This is a genomic window from Parapontixanthobacter aurantiacus (genome assembly GCF_009827635.1).
Taxonomy (GTDB): Bacteria; Pseudomonadota; Alphaproteobacteria; order Sphingomonadales; family Sphingomonadaceae; genus Parapontixanthobacter; species Parapontixanthobacter aurantiacus.
This window is the reverse complement of the sequence record NZ_WTYW01000002.1, coordinates 275,900-298,577: the sequence shown is the minus strand read 5'-3', so window position 1 is coordinate 298,577 and position 22,678 is coordinate 275,900. Positions and strand designations below refer to the sequence as shown.

Below are 22,678 nucleotides of genomic sequence, written 5' to 3'. Positions count from 1 at the left end.
CACTCCGCGTGCGGTCTGGATCGTGGCCCATGGGGTCAAAAGATAAGGCGCTTTACTAATATCACGCGGATTTATATGCCCATGGACGGGGATTGGGCTAATTCTCTCCCTCTCCTCTCCTTAGACTAAGGGGCGACCCTCGAGGTCGCCCCATTTTGCAGTAAGCGGCGGAGCCAATTATCGTTGCACTGAAGAGATGGGAAGGGATGCTATATGACACTGAGAGCGATGGTGCTCGCCACTTCGGCCATCTTGGCTTGGCCGCAGATGGCTTTAGCGCAGGATTCCACAACTGATGAGGCGGAACCCCAAGGATCCGTAATCATCGTGACGGCCCAACGCCAATCTCAGAGTCTGCAAGAGGTGCCGATCGCGGTCAGTGCCTTCGATGCTACGGCTCTCGAAAGCCAGCAGATCGAAAACGCTGCTGACCTTCAATTGACGCTCCCGAACGTCTCATTTTCGAAGGGCAACTTCACCGGGTCGTCCTTCACCATCCGTGGTATCGGCGATCTTTGTGTTGGTGTGACGTGTGACGCAGCGACGGCTATCCATATCAATGGTTCCCCTCTTTTTGGTACCCGGCTGTTCGAAACAGAATATTTTGACCTTGAGAGAATTGAGGTCCTACGGGGGCCGCAGGGCACCCTCTTCGGCCGCAACGCTACCTCGGGTGTTGTCAACCTTGTGACAGCCAAGCCTGACCTCGGTTCTTTCGGCGCGGCCGGAGAGTTCGAGTATGGGAATTACAACAGCATCAAGGCCGAAGGGATGGTCAATGTCCCGATCGGCGATTCTATCGGCGTTCGGGTAGCCGGATTCTTTCTGAATCGCGACGGTTACACCACAAACCTTTTCGACAATTCGGATGTCGACGACCGAGACATGTACGCTGTTCGTGGTTCTCTTCGTTTTGAACCCGGTGCCGATACCACTCTCGACTTCATGGCATATTATTTCAGGGAAGATGACACCCGTTTACGTAATCAAAAGCAGGCCTGCCAGCGTGACCCGCTCGGCGTGCTGGGTTGTCTGAACAATCGCCGCGACTTTGACATCACCAATGCCAATTCCACAGTCGGCGCAACGCTCAGTTCGCAAGAGTTCTTCGCTATTCAGGGAATTCCCTCAGTACTGGGATTGGGAAGCCTGTACGGCCCCGATGCATTTGCAGGATTCGATAAGCCCGACGATGTGCGCACGGTAAACACGGCGTATACTCCATTCTATTTTGCCGATGAAGTGCAGCTACAGGCCCGTCTCGAGCAGCGCATCGGAGCTATGACACTGACTGCAACCGGTCTTTATCAGGACACCGAAGTCGATTCCCGGCAGGACTACTTTCTGGGCATTCAGGATCGTACCGGCTTTGCTACGGCCTTGAACGTGTTGTCCGGCTTCGCGGCCAACGGTTTGCCTACCGGCCTCCCCGCACCTGCACCGGCGTTCGTGCCAGGTTCGTCGGCGTATTTTACCCCGATTGTGGAGGCTCTCATCCCCAATGGCCCAGGGGGCGTATTGTGCACCTCCGATAACGATGATGGGAACAGGGGCGCGTTCGAAGGTAATGTATTGTGCGGCGAAACGCCGCTATCCTTCGACAGGTCTTCAGAGCAACGCGAATCCTGGAGCGGCGAAATCCTCCTTTCCAGTGATTTCGACGGAGCATTCAATTTCCTGCTCGGAGGGATCTATGCAAAGTCCAAGACTACCGACAACAGTTACTATGTAAACTCATTCGCGCTTGACTACGCCAGTGCCATTCTGGGATCGTTTGGTACTTTGGCAGGCGGTGCACCGCCATCCTACTTCGCAACATCCATGTACCGCAACAATTCTCTCGAGGCTAATCTTGAGAGCTTCGGTGTGTTCGGGGAGATCTACGTCGACCTGACCGAGCGTCTGACCTTCACCGGAGGTTTGCGGTATAACGACGACAAGAAAGACGTGACTGCGCGCACGACCTTGATTAGCTTCCTCAATCCTTACGCGAATGACGGGGAGCCGTTCGACAGCCCGATCACTCCCTTAACCGGTCCCTCTGGTCTTTTTGATGCCGATCCTGGTACGCCAGGTGAGCAGCTAACGCAATTTAGAGAAGTAGGTTTCGATGAAATAACCGGGCGTGCGGTGCTCGACTACGAAGTTACGCCTGACAATTCGATTTACGCATCTTATGCCAGGGGCTATAAATCCGGGGGTATCAACCCGCCCCTTTCGCCCGTTTTCGATGTGGCTGAAAGCTTCGGATCAGAAACCATCGACGCATTTGAAATCGGATCGAAAAATACCTTTGCGAATGGCGCACTGCAATTAAACGCTACTGCATTCTACTATAAGTATAGCGGGTTGCAGCTTAGCCGCATCGTCGCCCGTACCTCAGTTAATGATACTATCGATGCCGATATCTGGGGTGTGGAACTAGAGTCCGTTATCCGGCCCGATCCCGATTGGCTTGTCAACTTGACGTTCAGTTATCTCAACGCGGAAGTTGCCGGCGACCAGTTCTTCTCCAATCCGCGCGACCCGGGTGGCGGCGATCCTGATGCCGTCATCATCAAGGATATTAGCAACGGTGCTAATTGTGCCGTAACCGGGCCAGCCCCCGGCGCGGCCGACGCATTCGTGGCCGGAGTGAACGCAGCTCTGGGTCTTCGTGGTCCCGAAGAATTTCCTAATGACGGCAATCTTGCGTCAAGCGGCGCATTCAGCATTTGCGATGTCTTGGCCGGAGCCGTTCCGGCGGGCAGCGGCCTTGCGGTATTAAGCCCTGGCGTAGAGGTCAACATTAAAGGGAACAAGTTGCCGCAGGCCCCCGAAATGAAGGTTTCGATGGGTGTGCAGTACACCGCCACTTTCGACAATGGCATGACTCTGGTTCCTCGCGTGGACGTAGCGCTGACTGGTGAGCAATACGGCAATATCTTTAACGGCAGGGTCAACCGGATCGAGCCATTCGTGCAAGCCAACGCGATCGTGCAGTTGAACAGTGCGGATGAGCGTTGGTTCGTGCGCGGATTTGTTCAGAACATTTTCGACAGCAGCTCGGTGACAGGATTGTACTTGACCGACGCATCCTCGGGGAATTTTACCAATATCTACACTTTGGATCCTCGTAGATATGGTGTTGCTTTGGGGTTCAGTTTCTAACAGGTCCAGATCGTGTTGGCGGGGAGATCGGTGGTCCTCCCAACGACCCGAACGGACAGTGCCAGCTAGTTCGTATTTCGACCCATGACTTTATAGCTTTTCCAGAGCGGCGTAATGCTCGATGACCGCCTCGTAAGCCTACCGACGAGGCGGTCATCGAACCGGCCAAATGCGAGCTGCACTCGAAATGCCTGTACGATCGCTCGTTGATGTCGCTACGAGATGCTCGCGGAAAGCTTAAGGCCTTACATAGAAACGACAATGAAGAGTCACCGAATAGTGCAATCGGGATATCCGATGGTGATACTGGCAAACGCACTCTGCGAAAGGCGGAAACATGCTGACCCCTATGATCCAAGATTGGGTCGTAGTGCACGAGGTGCTGACGCGTTAGGAAAAGTTGGAAGGGGCTGCGGGGCAGACTTCTGAGAAAACTTATCCTAACTCTGTTCAGGTTTCATAACTGATTTTCGATCGACCGGAGCTGGCTCAACCGACGTGCGATTGTCGCGAGACAATTCGACCCATCCCAACCCAAGCGACTTCTGGATCGCGATCCAGCCATTTGTCATGGCGGCGATCGCCCGATCGAGATTTGCTCTGGCCTGTTCGCGCTTGCGGATCGAAGTGTTGAGTTCGCCTTGCGAGATTACCCCCGCGGCGCGGCGTTGCTCGTTAAGCTCCGCAGCCGTGTCGGCCTGCCGACTGATCTGCGCCAGCGCGGCTACGTTGGCTCTTTGTTGCCCGAACCGAGCAAGCGATTGTTCGGCGTCGCGTAGTGCGCCCAGGACCACTTCAAGATAGCGCGCTTCGGCCTCGTCGCGCGCACTCTCGGCCTGATCGATCGATGCTGCCGTGCGGCCGAAATCAAGCAGGTTCCACTGCAGCCGCGGCAAAGCGATTGCCGATAAGTTGCCCGGGTCCAGGATGTCGTCGGGCTCCGATCCGCCCAAACCGAGAATCCCCATGAAGGAAATCTTGGGGAAGCGAGCAGCCTCTGCCACGCCAATGCGCGCATTCGCCGCGGCCAGCATGCGTTCGGCGGCTCGAACATCCGGCCGCCGCGCTATTAGCGCTGCGGGATCGCCCACCGCGACCCGTTCGGGGGGAAGCGGAATTTCGGCCTGAGCCGCCAGGAGCCCGTCGAGTGCGCCGGGCGCTTCGCCCGTCAGCACCGCGAGCGTGTCTTTGAATACATCGATGTCCGCTTGAGCTTCCGCGATCTGCGACTTGAGCAGTTCGAGCTCGGCGTTCGCGTTACCGACCGGGAACAGCGCGAGAGCGCCCTGTGTATAGCGCTGATAGGTCAGTTCGAGAATTTGCTGCTGCAAGTCGCGCTCTCGCTGGACAAGCTCGAGCCGCCCTTGCGCTTCTCGCAGGCTCACATACGCCCGCGCGATTTCGGCGGCGAGCTGGACTTTCGCATCCTCGGCGTTCGCCACCGAGGCCGCAGCCTGAGCGTTAATGGCCTCGACACGCCGTGCCTGCCCCCCAGCGAAATCGATCTCCCAGTTTGCATTGAGCCCGACGTTGTAGACGCTGAGGCTGTCCTGCTCTTCGGTGTCTGCAGGAGCGCCGGGCGATCCCGGGGGCGGGCCACTGCCGATATCTAGCCCTGGGATATTCGCCTGGACCGCAGTCGCCTGCGCAGCCACGGCGGGTAGCCGGTTGGCGCGCTCCTGGCGGACAGAAGCCCTTGCCTGTTCGATGCGAGCGCGCGCCGCGGCCACGCCCGGATTGCCGACCAGCGCGCGCGCCTCCAGTTCATTGAGAACCGGATCGCCGAGCAGCGTCCACCAGTCGCCGGCAATCGGCGCAAACGGATCGATTTCGGGGCCGGCGCGTACGAACGCATTGCCTGCGGCGGTCGCAAGTTGCGGGGGACCGGCATAGTCGGGACCGGACATGCAACCCGCGAGGAGCGCCATGGGAGCGAGGAGGGTTAGGGTCTTGCGCATAGAGTTCTCAGTGCATCGAAAGGGATAAGTTCTTCGGGAGAGGCTTGAGGAACAGTACCAGCGGCACCGTGACCAGGGTAATCGCGCCCATGGCGAAAAAGACATCGTTGTAGGTCATCACGAACGCATCGCGCTGAATGATGCCGGAAAGCATCTCCAGCGCGGCCTGTGGGCTGCCCAGCGACGCCGTCATGCCGTCCAGGTATTCCTGTAGCCGGGGGCTGTTAGCGTTGAGGGTTTCTTCCATGCGTCGACTATGATGCCACTGGCGCTGATCCTGGAACGAGGCAAGCCCCGCGAGCGCGAACGAGCCCCCGAGGTTTCGCGCCGCGTTGAAGATGCCCGAAGCATCGCCGGCATCCTCCTTGGCAACCGAAGCTACCGTCGCCTGGTTGAGGAACATCATCGTGAGGATCATGCCGATGCCACGCAGGAACTGGCTTTCGGTGAACACTCCACCTCCCGATTCCGCTGTCAGATTTATGCTGACGAAACAGCTTAGCGCCATGATGAACATGCCCGCGCCGACCGCAATGCGGATGTGAATCCTGCGGATCATGAACGGGAGAACGGGCATCAACAGGAAAGCCGGAACGCCCATCCAGAAGATCACAAGTCCGGTCTGCAAGGCATTATAATCGGAAATTATCGCGAGAAATTGCGGGATCACGTAGGTCGAGCCATACATGACCATGCCAAGCGCCAGTGCCATCACCACGACGCTGGCAAACTGCCTGCTGAGCATCAGGCGCAATTTGAGCACGGGTTTGCGCGCGTAAAGCTGTCCGTAGGTCAGAAGTGCAAAACCCACGACCGTCATCAGTGTGAGCTGGACGATCAGCGTGGAATCGAACCACTCCTCACGGTGGCCTTCTTCCAGAACGATGGTCAGCCCACCCAACCCAAGGATCATACCAGCTATTCCCGCCCAATCAGCCTCGCGCAGGTAAACCCAGTCGGGCTTTTCATGGGGTAGCCCGATGAATAGTAAAGCAAGGAGCAACGCGCAGACGGGCACGTTGACGAAGAAGGCGTAGTGCCAGCTCAGGTTCTCGGTAAGCCAGCCCCCCACCAACGGGCCCATTACCGGCCCAAGAACCACGGTCATTCCGAAGAGCGCCATGCCAATCGGCTGTTGCGATGGAGGCAGTCGCTTTGCGACGATGGTCATGGCGGTTGGAATAAGCGCGCCGCCCATGAACCCTTGACCGGTGCGACCGATGATCATCGTCGTCAGATCGGTGGCAATGCCGCACAACACCGAAAAGGCCGTGAAGGCAGAAACCGCGACGATGAGCAGCGTGCGAAGGCCGAGCAGTCTTTCCAGCCACGCGCTCAGAGGGATGATGATGATCTCGGCAACAAGGAAGGCTGTCGCGATCCAGGTGCCTTCGGTTCCGGTCGCGCCGATTTCCCCCTGGATCGTCGGCAGCGCCGAATTGACGATCGAGATGTCAAGCGTTGCCAGCATCGCCCCCAGCGCACCGGCGGCTACGGCGATCCAGGCCGTAGCATCGGCCTTTTCGACCGGCGGCGAAACCGCTGCAGCGGCGCCTGCCATCGGTCAGTCTCCGGCCGCGTTGCGGATCGAATCGAGTTGGTCTCTAGCGGCGCGCGTATCGACACTCGCGACAACAGACATGCCCGGCACCAGCAGACGCAGGATCTCGGGCGAAGCCTGAATGGATATGCGCACCGGGACGCGCTGAACGATCTTGGTGAAATTACCCGTCGCGTTTTGCGGAGGTAGGATCGAGAATTCTGCCCCGGTCCCGGGGGCGATGCTTTCCACTCTTCCTAATAGCTCGAGGTCCGGCAGCGCGTCGATTTCCAAGGTGACGGGTTGCCCCGGGCGGACAAGTCCGAGCTGCGTTTCCTTGAAATTTGCTGTCACGTAGAGGCGGTCGGTCGGTACGAGGCTCATAAGGCGTTGGCCAGGCTGGACAAATTGTCCAGGTCGGACCGTGAGGTCACCCACCCGCCCGGAAATACTGGCCTGGAGCGTGGTCGATGACAGGTTCAGACGGGCGGCCTCGAGTTGCGCACGAGCGGCGTTGGCTTGCGAATTGGCCTGGTCTATCTGCTCGCTAAGCGTGTTCTGTCGGCGCTGTGCCGCCGTGAGCGCGGCGCGCGCTGCCGCGACTTGAGCCTGCGCTTCTCTGGCCTGGGCCTCCAGCTGATCGAGCCTCTCGCGCGGCTCCGCTCCCGAAGCGGCAAGGGGGCGGTACCGGACAACCTGCTCAGCAGCGAGACCAGCCTGTGCAGATGCTGCTGCGAGCTGTGCACGGGCCTGGGCAATTGCCGCGTCCTGCTCTTGTTGCTGGGCGCGTACCGTATCTGCTCCGGCGAGCGACGCGGCGATCTGGGCTTCGACCTGGTTCGTTTGGGCACGATAATCTCGCACGTCCAGCTGGACAAGTGCATCGCCCGACGCGACCGTTTGATTCTCCGTCACTAATACGCGCTCGACGTAGCCCGCAATTTTGGGGGAGATGATGACGCTGTCGGCGGCAATATAAGCGTTGTCGGTGGACTGCTGGAATCTGCCGTACGTCTGATGATTGTAATACCAGTAGCTCCCGGCGAGCAGGACCAGAATGCCGGCGATCAGCAGACCCAGCCGGACCCGCGGACTGGACAACCCCGTCGGACGTGCGCCTTCATCGCTAGCCCCTGCTGTCTCGTCCGCCATGATTATTTCGCTCCTCGCCATCGTTTGAGCCGCTGCGCGAGCGATATAGCGGCCAAAACAAAATGCGAAAGTCCTTTACTATTTTTCTCCGATCGATAGGAATGTCTCATGCCAGAAGATGAGGGCACTCTCGCACTCGACAATGTCATCACCCACGATGATCGAGCGATCTTCATGATGGACCAGATCAGCCGCGCCGCGCGCAAGGCATTCGATGACCGAGCACAGCCGCTGAGCCTCAATCGTACGCAGTGGCGTGTGTTGGCGCAGCTCATCAGAGCTCCTGCCCTGAACCAGACGGACATCGCCAGGAGACTTGAAATCACATCCTCCAGCAGCGGCCTGGAAGACATGACGCCTTCGCGCTTGAGTGACCGGACGCGGCTTGCGCAAGTCATAGCAATATTCGGTCGCCACGGGCGGGGCGGCATCACGCCCGTGTTGGGACTAGGCCGATCTCAAACCAAAACACATTCGACGCGCCCGGATGCCCCGCTCGTGGCGATTGCGCCAGGGGACGAACCTCGGTCATGTTCTATAGCGGACAACCGAATGGAGCATGCGGGACGCGAACTTTCATTGCACCGGCCCTCTGCCGGACGAACAAACCGCTGGCGGCGTGCTAGATGGAAACTAACGCAAACTTCTCCCTAGTGGCGTGGATCGTTGGCATTCTGATGCTTACGACCATCGCTTTCGCGATGTGGCTAATCGATCCCAGACCAAATCAGGAAACATATCAGATCAAGTTTGATCGCTCCGTGGAAGGCCTTCAGTCGGGATCGACTGTAACACTATCGGGAGTCCCTGTGGGACAGGTAACATCGGTCCGTCTGGCGGAAAATGAACCGGAAAACGTGGTCGTTGTTCTGACTCTCGATCCTTCTGCGGCGAAAGTCCACGGCCTTGAAGCGACAATCAGCACGGATCTGATAACTGGAGAGGCTGCGCTCGTGCTCGAGGGCCGACGGGGTCGTCAGGGCATTTACACCGACAAGTCAGGAAAAAAGATCATTCCCGCCGCGGACGAAACCGGACTATTGGGGAGGGATGCGACCGCCACTGTAGAGACCGTGGCAAATAGCATTCGCGCTCTGAACGAAGGACTGGAGCCAGAAAAGCAACGGGTGATCACCTCCGATCTTGTCCGGCTTCGAGTCACGACGGCCGCACTCGCATCGGACGCCGAAGGTTGGGACGAACGATTGGCCTCAACAAAAGGAAGATTGTTAGACTTAGGGCAAAGGGTTGGTGGATGGGGAAATAATCTTCGAGATGCAGATCGGCGGATCTCAGGGCGGAGCGCTTCTGCTATCGCGCAACGACGCCTTCGCCAATTCAGGGAGGGGGTGCAGAACGCTGAAAACAAACTTTCCCAGATAAGGAGTGGCATTCCGGCGGTCGAAGATTCTTTGGTTGAAGGTGAAACGGACCTTCGCGAGCTTAGTCGCGAACTTGCTCCTCTCAGTGAAAAAATCGAAGATATTCAGGTTGAGGGAATTACATCAAATCCTCCCCTCCCAGACTATCGGCCAAAAAGAAGAGAAGCTGGAACGAATATCGATGATTTAAAGTAAACCGAACGGATGACTGCTTCCGGGCAGAGCGCGCAGCCCGTAGAATAGCGGAGATTGGAGCGCAAAGCGGATAACGACCTACTCCGCGGTCAAGTTTGAAATTGAAATTCCGAGTCCTAAAAAAGGCATCGAACCAATACATTAGAGGGATTTTGCGGGCCTTTTGCGGGCTTTTCAGCTTGACCGAAATATCTAAACATCAGAAATTAAACGGAAAAGAAGTTCGAATGTGATGCCTCTTCTGGGCACCATTTGTTCTTCTCACGTTCTCCCAAATAATCTATAGGACCCAGAGAAATCCTAGGGATTGGGCCCTTGGATCGTTTCGGGTCGTCCTGTCTGATCTGGCAATTCGTCGACCTGAAGGAAGGATCGCCGCGATTTTAGCCATAGCGGCGGAGATAAAGTTCGGCTTTGTCGCGCGCCGGACAGCCAGCAACTCTCTTCTCGTCAGATCGCCGTCCGGGCCAAAAAATTACGAATGTCTTCGAGGTCTCTCGGCTTGTCGACGTCCACCGCCGCCAATCCGTCCGTCACCCTTACCAGGCTCGCCTTGATCCCCAGACGACGGCCCAGACGACCGATCCCGTCCCCTAAACCGAGTCGCCCAAGGCTGTAGGACACGAGTACCGCAAGACCCAGCCTGCTGACGAGGCGCCAGGGACGCTTGCGATCCTTTTCCACAAGGCGCCAAGCCTTGAGGGCGGCAGCAGCACGAAAAGTCTGCAGATAGAAGAGATTGCAGCCCGACCACGCCCCATCGGCAAACCGCAGATAGGTCCGCTGGCTGCCGGGCATGGCGGTCTCGATATCCTCGCGCTTTGCCAGCGCAACACTCAGATCGGAATCGGCAGGCGTGCCCTCGATAAGCTCGCGAACCCATTCGGGGCGCAAGAGCGCATGATCGACGGTCGTCACGAGAAGCGGCGCTCCGAATGCGTTAAAGGCGATGCTGGCGCTATCGCTTGGCCCGTTTCCGGTCGGCATGACTTCACACCGCAATGCGCGGGCGAGTTCGGCAACGGGCCCCTCGTCGCACGATACGCCGATCCGGTCCATTCCGGCTGCGCGCAGTGCCCTCACAACGCGTTCGAGAAGGGGCGTATCCTGTATTTCGATGAGGGCCTTGTGTGGCTTGCCTTCCGTCCCTGCCAGCGGATCGTCGCCCGGCCGGGTCCCAGCCAATATGAGCGCCGAGATCACTTGGCATTCTCCGGACCGAACAAACCAACGAGCAGATCGAGCAAGTCGCTGACCTCGGATTTGTTGCATTTTTCCGGTTCGATCACCGCAGATTTCATTGTCAATCCCAATGCGTCGCTCACACCGGGACGCGTTGGCGCGATAGCTGCTGCCATCGGCATAGGCAAACGCTACGGGCGGGCTAATCGCCTTGCATCGGCAAGCCGTTGCTTTAATCGCGCGAACCATGCCCCGCGCCCTTTTCCTGTTCAACCACGACGCGGCGCATCAGGTGGCGCATCTCGCCCCGGTCGCAGGTGCGATGGCCCGGCTTCACCCGGACATCGAGACGAAAGTAGCTTATGCCAGCGACGTCATTCGGGCACAGATCGAAAGCCTGATCAGGCCGGAGGATGCAGCGCGCATATCCTGGCACGAACTCGCACTCCCTCGCCTCGTCGCGGCTGCTGCCAAGGGGCTGGACAGGCTCGCTCCCGTTACGAGGCTGGCTCGCCTGAGAAGCCATGAGTGCATCTTCGCCGCCAGCGACGCGGTAATCTCAACCGAGAGAACCTGCCTGCGCGTGAAGCAGCGCCTCGATCCCCAGATCGCGCCGATATTCGTCCGAGTCCCACACGGAACGGGCGACCGCAGCGTGACCTTTCATCCCGACCATCGGCGCTTCGATCTCAGCCTCGTCGCGGGGCCGAAGATAAAAGAGCAGCTCGTTGCCAATGGCGTCGACGCGACAAAGATCGAGGTCACGGGCTATCCGAAATTCGAGAACATCGATCTCGAGGCGCGGCCCAAATTCTTCGACAACACTCGCCCGACCTTCGTCTATAATCCGCATTTCGATCCGCACCTGTCGAGCTGGTACGACGAGGGTCCCGAGCTTCTCCACTGGTTCGCAAGCGATGCGGGGCAGGCTTACAATCTCATCTTCGCGCCGCACGTCATGCTGTTCCGCAAGACCATCCATGTATCGCCGGAATACAAGGTCGGACGGTTGCGCCCGGAAATACCGGAGGAAGCACTCGCGGCTTCGAACATCCTCGTCGATATCGACGGACCGCGCCTGTTCGACATGTCGTACATGTTGGCTGCGGACGCATATATCGGCGATGCCTCGAGCCAGCTTTATGAGTTCATCGTACGCCCGCGACCCGTATTTCTGCTCGATCCTAATGGTGCGTTGCAATCGCAGGGTGAAGCAGCCCTACCCTTCCTGCAAGTCGGGGAGCGGGTTGCCACTACGTCAGAGCTCATTACAGCGCTCGGCGACTGGAAAACGATCGGCAAACGGGATCGCGAACGACAGATGCAGCTGGTCGCCCATACTTTCGCACTGTCCGATACGCCGGCGTCCGAGCGTGCTGCCAATGCGATCGCCAAGGCTATCGCTCAAGCAAACGAACGCCGCAAGAGCGGACCAGAATGCGCATAGCCTATGCCATTAATTCGATGGAGGGCGGCGGTGCGCAAACGCCGCTTCCCAAAATCGTCCAGGCTCTGGAGAAAGCAGGTGCGCAGGTGCGCGTCCTGGCGCTGACCCGGCGTGACGGACTGGCCGTGGAACGCTTGCGGAACGAGGGCGTGGAACCCGTCGTTCGCGAAGGCGGCGAAGGCGAACACTTGGCCGCCTATCGCTGGCTTCTGGGACAGACGCGAGAATGGGGCGCGGATGCGATCTGGACCTCTCTGACGCGCGCGACCCTCCTCGGGCAGGTGGTTGGCAGAAGGCTCGGAATCCCGGTCGTGAGTTGGCAGCACAATGCCTTTCTGAAACCCTGGAACGAGCGGTTGTTGCGTTGGCGGGCAGATGCATCCGACATCTGGGTCGCAGATAGCGAACAGGTCGCCATGCTGACTGCCAAGCGGTTAGGTCTTGCCCCGCAGCGTGTCGTCACCTGGCCGATCTTTGCTGCCAGACGGGATGCACCCCAGGCACAGCCTTGGCACAGTGGAGAAACCTTGCGGATCGGAAGTCTCGGTAGGCTTCATCCCAACAAGGGCTACGACATATTGATCGACGCGCTCGCGATCATGCACGCTGAGCCCTCCTGCCCGAAAACGCCCTACCGCATCACGATCGCCGGAACAGGAGCGGAGGAGCAAGCCTTGCGCGAACGCGCGAGAGCCGAGAGGGTGGACACGATCGACTTTGTCGGATTCGCTAAGGACACCTCGGAATATCTGAAGAAACTTCACCTCTACGTGCAGCCCTCCCGCCGCGAAGGTTTCTGCATCGCCGCGCACGAAGCGATGGAGGCAGGCCTCCCCGTCATCGTCTCACGAACAGGCGAGATGCCGTTCACAGTCGACACACCTGCCATCGGGCGCGTGGTGGAAACTGGCGACGCTCATTCGCTGGCTGCGGCGCTCCGCAATCTGCTGAACAATCCTGAAGACCTTTCTGAGATGGGGATTGCAGCCCGCAAGCGAGTGCTGGAGAAATTCTCGCAGGAAAGGTTCGACGCGACAGGAGCGCTCATCGTCCGCCGTTTGAATAGTCTCCTCAATCAGCGCTGATAACGCGCCAGCCGCGCGCTTTCGCCCGCGCCCGTTTGCTCGCGCTCGAACTGACGAAGATCGGCTCGTCCGCCAGTTCGAGAAGCGGCGCATCGGCAAAACTGTCGCTCACGAACCGGATCGTAGCGGAATCCAGCGACAGCCCTTCCGCCTTCGCCCAACTTTGGACGCGGCGAAGCTTCGTTTCGCCGTAGCAATTGCCTCCGCTGATTACGCGCCCGTCCCAGCGCGATCCGATCACCGTTTCGATGAGCAGAAGATCGGCAAAGGCGAGTGCGTAAAAATCGAAAGCGGCGGTGGCGATGACGACGTGCGCCCCGTTCCTTCGGTCTTCATCGAGCAGGGCGAGCACGGCAGGCATGAAAAAGTCGTTATTCGCGCGTGTGCTTGCAAATTCGTGGCCCACTCGCTGGAGCATTTCGACGCTGGCCTTCCCCAGCATCAAGCGCATTCCATAGGTCTTGAGCGTCGTCCGATCGAACAGCCCGGCGCGATAGCCCAACATCATCAGGACCCAGATGGGCAGCAGTATGAGCCTCCAGGGGGCAATCCGCCGCGCGGCAAAGGCAAGAAAAGGCGTGAAGGTTGCTCGACGCGTGAGGGTATTGTCGAGATCATAGATCGCGATCCGCATGCCGAGACCGTTACAGCGAGACGAAGCGCAATCAAAGCCGCCATCCTTCGGCGCGGGGATTATCGTCCGCTAGTTCAGGTCCGCTGCCGCGAGCAGGTTTCGCGCTCGCGCAAGATGGGGCCGATCCAGCATCTTGCCATTGTGACCGATCGTCCCGGCACCCGGATTGGCTTCGAACAGAGCGACGATCTCGCGCGCCTCTGCGAGTTCTTCCTCGCCGGGTGTGAAAGCCTCGTTGATGACGTCAATCTGCGCCGGGTGGATCGCCAGCATCCCTTGAAACCCCGCGCGACGTACCTTGTCCGCTCGCACACGTAGCGCATCGAGATCGCGGAAATCCGCCTGGATCGTTTCGATCGCCGTAACGCCCGCCGTAGCGGCACCGAGCAAGCACATGCTGCGCGCCAGTTCGTAGGTGAAGCCGAAGCTGCCATCGGGTTCCGTATTGGCGCTCGCACCGAGCGAATCTGCAAGGTCCTCGGCGCCCCATGTCATTGCGACGAGGCGGGGCGCGTTCTTGAAATCCCCGCAATGAAACATGCTCTCGGCAGTTTCCGTGACCAGGACGATCACCTGCGTCGAACCGCGCTCCATGTCGTTGGCGACCTCGAAAGCTTCGAGATATTTGTCGAGCGTCTCGACGTCCTGCCGACCATACACCTTCGGCAGCATGATGCCGCCGGGCCGGGCCGGCATGACAGCGGCAAGGTCGGCAAGCGTGTGGGGTCCGTCGAGCGGATTGACGCGGACGAAGACGCGGCTTTTGTCTCCATCGTAGGTAGACAGGAAATCGCGGAGGATTTGTCGCGCTTCGTTCTTGCTGTCCGGGGCAACGGCGTCCTCGAGATCGAGGATGGCAATATCGGCCGCGCTTTCGGCGCATTTGCTCATTTTCTTTTCGCTGTCACCCGGGGCGAACAGCCAAGAGCGCATCGCGCGCCGTGTCCTATCGGTCATAATAGTGAAATGCACCCTCTTCACATGCAGTGTCTGTGACGGCCTAGCCCCCGCCACGGTCCTTGAAAAGCACCGGCTCGCTTGCCAAGGCCTGTGCCATGACGTCCATACGCTTCGTCCTTCGCATCGTTCTCGCCATATCGCTGGCCCTGCAGGCAGGCCCGACGATTGCCGCTTCTGCCCTCTTTCCGAGTTCCGAAGCAACCAACGAAGAAGCTGTGGAGGCCGATCCGTTCGGCCGCGAAACGCCGCGTTCAACGGTCACGGGTTTACTGCGAGCGCTTGCCAGCGACGAACTGGCCGCCGCCGACCCGTATCTCGCACCTCCCGAAGGCTCCGACGTTCCAGCCGAAATGTTGGCCGCGCGGTTGCGCGGGGCGCTTGATAGCGGAGGTACGCTGCAGACTTTTCAGGAATTATCCAACGAGGCGGAAGGCGATCTCGATGACGGGCTTCCGCCGACAGTTGAACGGGTAGGTTTTCTGGCTGACGGGGAAACGCCGATCCTCCTGACGCGGAGCGAAGGCGAAGACGGACAGCCCATATGGCAGGTAGCCGGCGAGACGTTGGCGGCCCTGCCGGACGAGGTCGGCAACACGCCGGCCCGCAGCGACCTCGAGATTGCGGGCGCACCCCTATGGGACTGGGTGAAACTGTTCGCCCTCCTCCTTCTCGCCTTCGTGATCGCACGTGGGATCGCCGCGCTGATACTGCTCGGCCTGCGGCAGGTCCTATCGAGCAAGGGCGGCTTGTACCGGCTAATCGATGCGGCCCTGCCACCTCTCGCGCTGTTCGTCGCGATCGTTACCTTCCGCATCTGGTCCGACGGAACGGCCATATCCATCGTCGCCCGGCAGACCGTCCTGCGCTATCTGGGGATCGCGGGTTGGATTGCGGCGCTCTGGTTCACCTTGCGACTGGTCGATGCCTTCGCCCGCTGGCTGTCGGGCCGCATGGAGCGGCGCGAACGCCACCAAACGGCATCCGTCATTACCTTTGCCCGCCGCGTCGCCAAGGTCGCGCTGCTGGTGATCGCGACGCTCGGTATTCTCGATACGCTCGGCTTCGACGTGACGACGGGGGTCGCGGCGCTCGGCATCGGCGGTCTCGTGCTCGCGCTCGGCGCTCAAAAGACGGTCGAGAACCTCGTCGGAACGATCTCCGTCCTGGCAGACCGGCCGATCCAGGTCGGCGATGTCTGCAAGGTCGGTGACGTCATCGGTACGGTGGAGGATATCGGAATGCGCTCGACCCGCATTCGCACTTTGGAGCGGACGCTGGTCACTATTCCCAACGGCGATTTCTCGTCCCGCCAGATCGAGAATTACACCAAGCGAGAACGGTTCTTGTTCAACGAGACCATCGGTCTTGAATACGCGTTGAGTTCCGCGAAGCTGAGGCAGGCCATCGATCTGATTGAAGCCGCGTTGATAGAGAACCCGCGGATTGCGGACGATCCAAGGCGCGCGAAGCTGAGATATTTCGGAGCAGATTCACTATCGGTCGAAACTTTCGCCTACATAGAAACGAGCGACTTCAACGAGAGCCTTACGATCCGCAACGATCTTCTCCTCCATATTTACGAGCGACTGGAGGCCGCCGACATCGCGATCGCGTTCCCGACGCGAACCGTCTATCTCCGGCGAGAGGACGAGGAAACCGGGCCAAGCTGATAAGAAGCGTAATCGAACCGCTGCTGCGCGTCAGTTGCGCGTGAGGGCTTCGGCGTAATAGCGACGCAGGGTCCGGCCGAGCTCCTGCCGTTCGAATTCCGCTGCGACCTTCTTGCGTCCTGCCTTCGCCAGCCGTTCACGCAGCACAGGATCCCGGCACAGACTTTCGATATTTTCGGCAAGTCCTTCTGCGTCATGTTCCTCGCATAGCAGGCCCGAACGACCATGCTCGATCAGTTCCGGTATCCCCGTATGGCGCGTCGATACGACCGGGATGCCCTTGGCCATAGCTTCCATCAGAGCGACGGGAATGCCTTCCTGATCGCCATTGGTCGCCGTAACGGAGGGAAGCAGGAACAGGTCGGCGCGGTCGAGCGTGCGCAGGGCGATCTCGTGCTGGACCGAGCCCAACAGCGTTACCTTCTCTTCGAGGCCGCGCGCGCGTACTTCCTTTTTCACCGTTTCGAGCAACGGTCCGCCGCCGACGATCGTACAGTGAAAATCGACGGTATCCTCAATGCGCTCGAACGCGTCCAAGGCGAACAGATGCCCCTTTTTCTCGACCAAACGGCCCGTCATCACGATCTGCGCGGTTCCACCCCGCTTTGCGCCCTCGTCCTCCGACTTGGCCCGCGCCGACGGAAGGAGGACACCCATGTGGTGCACTTTCGTACGGGAAGGGTCTGCACCGGACGATACGAGCAGCTTTCGCCAATGGTCGCTGATCGGCAGCAGCGTCGCATCGCTTTCGAAAACCGGACGGTAGAACGAGGCAAGCGGCAGATACCACTGCTTGAGCAGATCATGTGCATGGAACGTGATGAACAGAGGGGGCCGCGACCCGGCTAGTTTGCGCAGTCCCAGACCGACCCGTCCGATATAGCCGTAGTGACAATGGATGATGTCGAACCGACTCTTTACAAGCCTTTCGACAAGCGCGGCCTGCGCCATTTCGCGGATCGACAGACCCGACCCGCGCAAGCGAAGGAATGCCTTCGGATTGGCCAGGAGCGCGCGTGCAATCAGCCTGAACTTGTCTGCCGCCGTTTCTGCATTGCCTTCGAGAAAGACCAAATCGGTTCTTCCGAACAACGGCGACTGCTCGAACGGATAGTCGCCATGCTCCTGCCCTTTCAGACTTGCGACAACGACGTCGAGTCCGGCTTCGACATGACCGGCAATTTCGTCGATTATGAAGGTTTCGGAAAAGACCGGAAACCGTTCGACGAGATAAAGTACTTTCACGTTTTAGCCTCGATTGTCTTGGCTTTTGGCAGCGTCCGACGAGACCTAGGTGCTCGTTCTGGCAAGGCGGACCGGAATGCCCTTGCTGGCCGGTGTCTTCGACAGTTCCTCGTGATACTGCAATGGCACCAGCGGATTGAGTTCGGGAAAATAGCCCGCCAGAGTTCCCTTGGGCAGGTCGTAAGGCACGACCCGGAAACCGGAAACGCGGCGCGTTTGACCGTCATTCGCGGCATGATCGTCGGGCAGGTCGGTCGTAACGTCGACGAGATCGTCTTCCGCAAATCCCTCCGCGACCATGTCCTCGGGTCGCATCATCACGATGCGGCGGTCCCCCGACAAGCCGCGTAACCTGTCGGAATGGCCGTATATCGTCGTATTGAACTGATCGTTCGAACGCAGGGTCGCCAGGTGATAACGCCCCTCCGCGTCTCCGATCCCGCAAGCGTTAAGCACGGTGGGATCGGTGAACTCGGCCTTGCCGCTCGCCGTCTTCCACACCCGCTCGCGCGCTGCATTGCCGCGATAAAACCCGCCGGGTTCGTTCATCCTCGCATTCATGTCGTGGAACTGATCGGGATAGGTAGCGGCGATGCAGTCGCGGATGCGCGCGTAATCTTCCGTCCAGGTGTCCCACGCCAGTTTGGGAAAGGCATCCCCCAGCGTAGCCTTGGCGAGGCCGCAGACGATTGCCGTTTCGCTTTTCAGGTGCTCGCTCGCCGGCTCGCGATCGGAACGGCTGCCGTAGATATGGCTAAAACTGTCTTCCATGCTGACCCATTGACTGCCGCTCGCCTGGTTGTCCCGCTCTGCACGAACGAGACAGGGCAGGATCCAGCTTTCACGGCCGGGAATGCAGTGAGTAGTGTTGAGCTTCGTCGCGACATGAACCGTCAGTTCCATTTCGCTCCAGGCACGGTGGACGCGTTCGTGGTCTGGCACCGCATTTGCAAGATTGCCGCCAAGACCGACATAACCCTTGTTCTCCCCCGAAAGAAGCGCTTCAAGGAATTCCACCGTGGTATGGCCGTCCTCCTGCGGGGTCTCGAGGTCGAATAGTTCGCGATATTTCTCGACCGGGGCGAGTTCGACCTTCTCGGTGATCCCGACGGTTCGTTGACCCTGAACGTTTGAATGGCCGCGAATGGGCGAGCATCCGGCGCCTTTCCGCCCGATATTGCCTCTTAACAGCAGCAGATTGACGAGCATGCCGATCGTCTGCGAGCCGTGGACATGCTGGGTGACACCCATGCCGTAAATGCCCATCACATTGCCGGCTTTCACATAGACTTCGCCAGCCCGTTCCATCTCCCCGCGTGTGAGCCCGCTCGCTTGTTCGAGTTCAGGCCAGTCTGTCTGTTCGACCTTCGCGACAAGCGCTTCGAGACCCGTTGTGTGCTGTTCGATGAAACCGGTATCGAGGATGCGCGAACACTCCGCTTCCTGCGCCAGCCGGTCCTGCTCGATCACGTATTTGCAGACGCCCATCAGCGCCGCGAGATCGCCCCCCGGTCGCACCTGACAATACATGTGATCGATCCTGGTCGGCTTGCCGATCGTCATCTGCACTGGATTTTGAGGATTGACGAATTCGCGCAGCCCCTTCTCCTTTAGCGGATTGAAGACGATGATCTTGCAACCGCGCTTTACCGCGTTCTGCAACGTGTGAAGGATACGCGGACTGTTGGTCCCGGGGTTCTGCCCGAGATAGAAGATTGCATCGACGTGCTCGAAATCGTCCATCTGGCAAGTGCCGACCGGGGACCCGATGACTTTCTTCAGTCCCACCGAAGTCGTCTCGTGACACATGTTGGAACTGTCGGGCAGGTTGTTGTGCCCGTAAGCGCGCGCGAAAAGGGCATAGAGGTAGGACGGTTCGAGCGCCGCCTTCCCGCTTGCATAGAAGGTGACCGACTTGGGCTCCATCGTCCTTAGTTTCGCGCCGATCGCCTGGAACGCTTCGGTCCAGCTGGCCCGTTCGTACTTGTCGGTTGCCCGGTTATAACGCAGCGGCTCGGTCAGCCGCCCTAACTTCTCGAGGCGATAATCGCCCCATTTGCGAAGTTCGCTCTCGGTATGCTGCTCGAAAAATTCCGGCGTGCAACGGTCCGAGGTCAAATCCCACAAGGTCGCCTTCGCCCCATTCTCGCAGAATTCGAAGGCGTGCGGATCTTCGGGCTTCGTCCAGGCGCATGACGAACACATATAGCCGCCCGGCTTGTTCTGGATCTTGAGCGTAAGGGCCGCGCTCGGCGATGCCTTTGCCGACAATTCGATGCGGCTGATCCCTTCGAGCGATCCCCAGCCGCCGGTTGCACCATCATATCGCTTGGGTTCGGGAAGATCGTCGGCCATGTCAGCTTCTCTCCGGTCGGTCAGTGTGTCTCTCGTTCGAACGCATGAGCGCGCTGCAAGTCATCGACAGTATTGATATTAAATATGGGACGGTCGAGCGAAACCGTCCTCGCCCCGCATGCCTCGGCAAAGGCTCGGACGGATTTGCTTCGATCGCTCAGCATCAATTCTTCGAGCGGCGCGAGCGTTTCGACGGGCCAGCATCCTGCGACCGGCAGTTCGCTCAAAAAGGATGGCCCCGGTTGCAGGGTTGATGAGAGGTCATCGGGAAGCATCGGTGCGTCCACCGGAATGGAGAGGACCGCATCAAACCTTCGGCTACACGCTTCGCGCAAGGCAGCGGCTATTCCGCCGAGGGGCCCAAAACCCGGTGCCGGCCAATCGGCCAGCGAGGCTACGGGCGCATCTTCGCGTCCCGCAACCCGGACTTCATCTACCTGAGGCGCCAGAAACGTCACGGCGTTGTCGAGCAAGCTTCCGCCGTGCCACGAAGCCTCGGCCTTGTCGCTGCCGAAGCGGCTCGAACGGCCCCCTGCCAGCACGACGCCTAGGATCTTCACGCGAAGACACGATGCGGGTCGTGCAGGATGACGGCATCATCTGTCCGCACGGAAGCCGCCATGGTCAAACCGGCTTCCACGCCGCGACAGACGGCCAGATCGCTCGGGGCGGATATGGTCGCCAGCATGGGACAGCCGAAGCGAACCATCTTCTCGACCAGTTCATAACTGCATCGCGACGAGAGAAGTACGAAGCCGGAGGTCGGTTCGATCTCCGTTCGGCTTGCGTGACCGATCAGCTTGTCGAGGGCATTGTGCCTGCCAATGTCCTCGCGCGCGGCCCTAATCCGCCCGTCAAATGCGCAAAACGCCGCGATGTGCATCGCCCCCGTCTGCCGACCGAGCGATTGCCACTCCGGCAGTTCGGCATAGGCGCGCGACAAGGCGTTCGGCTCGATGCGCGGAGCTTGTGCCAACCTCGTCAGCGGTCGCAGGATCTCGTCAAGCGTTTCGATGCCGCATAATCCGCAGCTTCCCTCGACAAGGCGCATTCGGACGCGCTCGCGCAATAATGCAGCGCTGCGTTGAGGTAGCGATGCTCTAACGATGACGCCGCGCTCGACTTCGCTGACCGTCAATTCGGCAAGCTCCTCGGTCGAGGCAATGAGACCCTCCGACAGGGCGAAACCAGTAGCGAAATCTTCGATGTCCTGCGGGGTTGCCATCATCACGGCATAAGCGAAGCCGTCGAACTCGAATGCGACCGGCCATTCCCCTGCGAGTGGGCGACGTTTTCTTTTTCGTTTCCCGAGTGCCGAGATGGTTTCATTCACTGTCGGGGTTACGGCTTCATCCATCTTCGCATTGCGATAGCGGATCGACCCCGCCGCGACAATTGCCGGATCAATCGTCTTGCGCTTCGAGAACTGCAGCCATCGGCGTCGTGCGCGGCAGGCTTTGGAACGTCTGCTGTTCCTCTGCCGGGACCGGAGGAGCCCAGGCCATGCGCCATAGCCCGAACAAGCCGCCCGCCAATGCCTGGACACCAATGACGATGAACAGGCCCGCCGGGCCCATTGCTGCCATTCCGGACGATGCGAGGATCGGCCCGATCATCGCGCCGACCGAATAGGTCAAGACGAGACCGCTGCTTGCGCCGACGCGCTGATCTTCGTCGAGATGATCGTTCGAATGGGCGATGCACATCGGATAGAGCGCGAAAGAAAAGCCGCCGAACAGCGCGGCCATGACGACGAGGCCACCCATCGTCAGATCGAGCATCACGAAGCCAGCACAGATCGCTGCGATCAGAAACAGGCAAGCGACGATAATCGAGCGCCGATCGAACCGATCGGACAGCATGCCCAGGGGATATTGCAGGGCGACGCCGCCCGCTATCACGCTCGAGGTGAACAGCGCGACTTCGCTGACGCCTAACCCGAGGCGCTGGATATAGACCGCCCCCAAGGCGTAGAAGCCGCCCAGCATCGCCCCGGTCGATAGCGTGCCGATGATGCCGAGGGGTGAGGCCGCGTAAAGCTTGCGGACCGAAAATGGTGCTACTTTCTCCAGCGTAGGCTGCTCCATGCGGGTCAGCAGAACGGGCAGCAACGCGATCGACAAAAGTATTGCCGATACCATGAAGGGCAGATCGGGCGACATGTGACTGAGGTTCAGCAGATATTGGCCCGCAGCCTGTCCAGAATAGAGCGCAACCATATATGCGGCGAGGATCGAACTGCGATTGACGGGCGTCGCCTGCCGATTGAGCCAGCTTTCCAGACAGATGAAGACCCCGGCCATGACAAAGCCATCGACGAACCGGAGGACCATCCAGACGGCAGCATTCTCGAAGATGGCATAGGTCAGGCTCGTGGCCGAATAGAGGCTGACGAAAACCGCGAAGGAACGGATGTGGCCGATCTCGGAAAGCAGCCGGGTCACCCGGATCGATCCGATCGTCAGGCCGGCGAAGTAGCTCGTTGCGACGAGACCGATCGTCACGGCGGTCACGCCCGCTGCTTCCAGTCGGATCGCGATCAAAGTCGACAGAAACCCGCTGCCCGCCATCAGAATGAAGATCGCGAGCAGCAAGGCGCGGGTATTCATGAGTGCGGACATCATTGCGCTGCCGCCTATACTCTTAGCGTAAGGAACAGGCTACCGGTGAAGGCGAACCCTCACCGGCACGCGCCTGCTCTCACCCCGAATATGCGTCGGATT

18 protein-coding genes are annotated in these 22,678 nt (G+C 59.5%); 6 read left to right on the top strand and 12 right to left on the bottom strand.

What is annotated here, in order from left to right; all coding sequences use genetic code 11:
• Positions 1-213: 213 nt before the first annotated feature.
• Positions 214-3,150: a TonB-dependent receptor gene (locus GRI38_RS09640; RefSeq protein ID WP_160682991.1), complete on the top strand. Its 2,937-nt coding sequence runs from the start codon at positions 214-216 to the stop codon at positions 3,148-3,150.
• Between the two features lie 440 nt (positions 3,151-3,590).
• On the opposite strand, the gene GRI38_RS09635 is transcribed toward GRI38_RS09640, so the two are convergent.
• Genes GRI38_RS09635 through GRI38_RS09625 form a run of 3 tightly spaced genes read right to left on the bottom strand, consistent with a single transcriptional unit; the run spans position 3,591 to position 7,800 of the window.
• The gene (locus GRI38_RS09635; RefSeq protein ID WP_006834178.1) at positions 3,591-5,078 is read right to left on the bottom strand and encodes an efflux transporter outer membrane subunit; all 1,488 of its coding nucleotides are present in this window, start codon (positions 5,076-5,078) and stop codon (positions 3,591-3,593) included.
• Positions 5,079-5,115: 37 nt separating this feature from the next.
• On the bottom strand, positions 5,116-6,669 hold the full coding sequence (locus GRI38_RS09630) for a DHA2 family efflux MFS transporter permease subunit (protein WP_006834177.1): 1,554 nt from the start codon (positions 6,667-6,669) through the stop codon (positions 5,116-5,118).
• Positions 6,670-6,672: 3 nt separating this feature from the next.
• Positions 6,673-7,800: an HlyD family secretion protein gene (locus tag GRI38_RS09625; RefSeq protein ID WP_063511170.1), complete on the bottom strand. Its 1,128-nt coding sequence runs from the start codon at positions 7,798-7,800 to the stop codon at positions 6,673-6,675.
• Between the two features lie 108 nt (positions 7,801-7,908).
• Between GRI38_RS09625 and GRI38_RS14350 the strand changes: the two genes are divergently transcribed.
• Together GRI38_RS14350 and GRI38_RS09615 are read left to right on the top strand one after the other, a co-directional pair.
• The gene (locus GRI38_RS14350) at positions 7,909-8,454 is read left to right on the top strand and encodes a MarR family winged helix-turn-helix transcriptional regulator (protein WP_119511589.1); all 546 of its coding nucleotides are present in this window, start codon (positions 7,909-7,911) and stop codon (positions 8,452-8,454) included.
• Entirely contained in the window at positions 8,427-9,377 is a 951-nt protein-coding gene (locus GRI38_RS09615; protein ID WP_006834175.1) for an MlaD family protein, read from the top strand. The genes GRI38_RS14350 and GRI38_RS09615 overlap by 28 nt, the downstream gene beginning before the upstream one ends.
• Before the next feature lie 450 nt (positions 9,378-9,827).
• On the opposite strand, the gene GRI38_RS09610 is transcribed toward GRI38_RS09615, so the two are convergent.
• Entirely contained in the window at positions 9,828-10,580 is a 753-nt protein-coding gene (locus GRI38_RS09610; RefSeq protein ID WP_337191275.1) for a nucleotidyltransferase family protein, read from the bottom strand.
• On the bottom strand, positions 10,577-10,741 hold the full coding sequence (locus GRI38_RS13955) for a hypothetical protein (RefSeq protein ID WP_202389962.1): 165 nt from the start codon (positions 10,739-10,741) through the stop codon (positions 10,577-10,579). The genes GRI38_RS09610 and GRI38_RS13955 overlap by 4 nt, the downstream gene beginning before the upstream one ends.
• Before the next feature lie 65 nt (positions 10,742-10,806).
• Here GRI38_RS13955 and GRI38_RS09605 point away from each other — a divergent pair, with 65 nt between their 5' ends.
• Together GRI38_RS09605 and GRI38_RS09600 are read left to right on the top strand one after the other, a co-directional pair.
• Positions 10,807-12,006: a hypothetical protein gene (locus GRI38_RS09605; protein WP_160682987.1), complete on the top strand. Its 1,200-nt coding sequence runs from the start codon at positions 10,807-10,809 to the stop codon at positions 12,004-12,006.
• Complete coding sequence (locus GRI38_RS09600; RefSeq protein ID WP_160682985.1) at positions 11,997-13,091, top strand: glycosyltransferase family 4 protein; 1,095 nt, start codon at positions 11,997-11,999, stop codon at positions 13,089-13,091. Before GRI38_RS09605 ends, GRI38_RS09600 begins: the two co-directional genes overlap by 10 nt.
• Here GRI38_RS09600 and GRI38_RS09595 read toward each other — a convergent pair.
• Together GRI38_RS09595 and GRI38_RS09590 are read right to left on the bottom strand one after the other, a co-directional pair.
• Positions 13,078-13,725: an HAD family hydrolase gene (locus GRI38_RS09595; protein ID WP_160682983.1), complete on the bottom strand. Its 648-nt coding sequence runs from the start codon at positions 13,723-13,725 to the stop codon at positions 13,078-13,080. The genes GRI38_RS09600 and GRI38_RS09595 overlap by 14 nt on opposite strands.
• A gap of 69 nt (positions 13,726-13,794) precedes the next feature.
• A complete protein-coding gene (locus GRI38_RS09590) occupies positions 13,795-14,682 on the bottom strand; it encodes an HpcH/HpaI aldolase/citrate lyase family protein (protein WP_202389938.1) in 888 nt (295 codons plus the stop codon).
• A gap of 98 nt (positions 14,683-14,780) precedes the next feature.
• Between GRI38_RS09590 and GRI38_RS09585 the strand changes: the two genes are divergently transcribed.
• Positions 14,781-16,355 carry a mechanosensitive ion channel family protein gene (locus GRI38_RS09585; protein ID WP_160682981.1) on the top strand — a complete coding sequence of 525 codons (1,575 nt, stop codon included), beginning with the start codon at positions 14,781-14,783 and terminating at the stop codon, positions 16,353-16,355.
• 30 nt (positions 16,356-16,385) lie between these two features.
• Here the strand turns inward: GRI38_RS09585 and GRI38_RS14280 are convergent, their stop codons facing one another.
• Genes GRI38_RS14280 through GRI38_RS09560 form a run of 5 tightly spaced genes read right to left on the bottom strand, consistent with a single transcriptional unit; the run spans position 16,386 to position 22,579 of the window.
• On the bottom strand, positions 16,386-17,600 hold the full coding sequence (locus GRI38_RS14280) for a glycosyltransferase (protein WP_160682979.1): 1,215 nt from the start codon (positions 17,598-17,600) through the stop codon (positions 16,386-16,388).
• Positions 17,601-17,645: 45 nt separating this feature from the next.
• Positions 17,646-19,955 carry an FdhF/YdeP family oxidoreductase gene (locus GRI38_RS09575; protein WP_160682977.1) on the bottom strand — a complete coding sequence of 770 codons (2,310 nt, stop codon included), beginning with the start codon at positions 19,953-19,955 and terminating at the stop codon, positions 17,646-17,648.
• A gap of 20 nt (positions 19,956-19,975) precedes the next feature.
• The gene (gene mobA, locus GRI38_RS09570) at positions 19,976-20,515 is read right to left on the bottom strand and encodes an NTP transferase domain-containing protein (RefSeq protein WP_160682975.1); all 540 of its coding nucleotides are present in this window, start codon (positions 20,513-20,515) and stop codon (positions 19,976-19,978) included.
• Complete coding sequence (gene fdhD, locus GRI38_RS09565; protein ID WP_160682973.1) at positions 20,512-21,312, bottom strand: formate dehydrogenase accessory sulfurtransferase FdhD; 801 nt, start codon at positions 21,310-21,312, stop codon at positions 20,512-20,514. The genes mobA and fdhD overlap by 4 nt, the downstream gene beginning before the upstream one ends.
• 46 nt (positions 21,313-21,358) lie before the next feature.
• The gene (locus GRI38_RS09560) at positions 21,359-22,579 is read right to left on the bottom strand and encodes an MFS transporter (protein ID WP_160682971.1); all 1,221 of its coding nucleotides are present in this window, start codon (positions 22,577-22,579) and stop codon (positions 21,359-21,361) included.
• Positions 22,580-22,678: the final 99 nt, after the last annotated feature.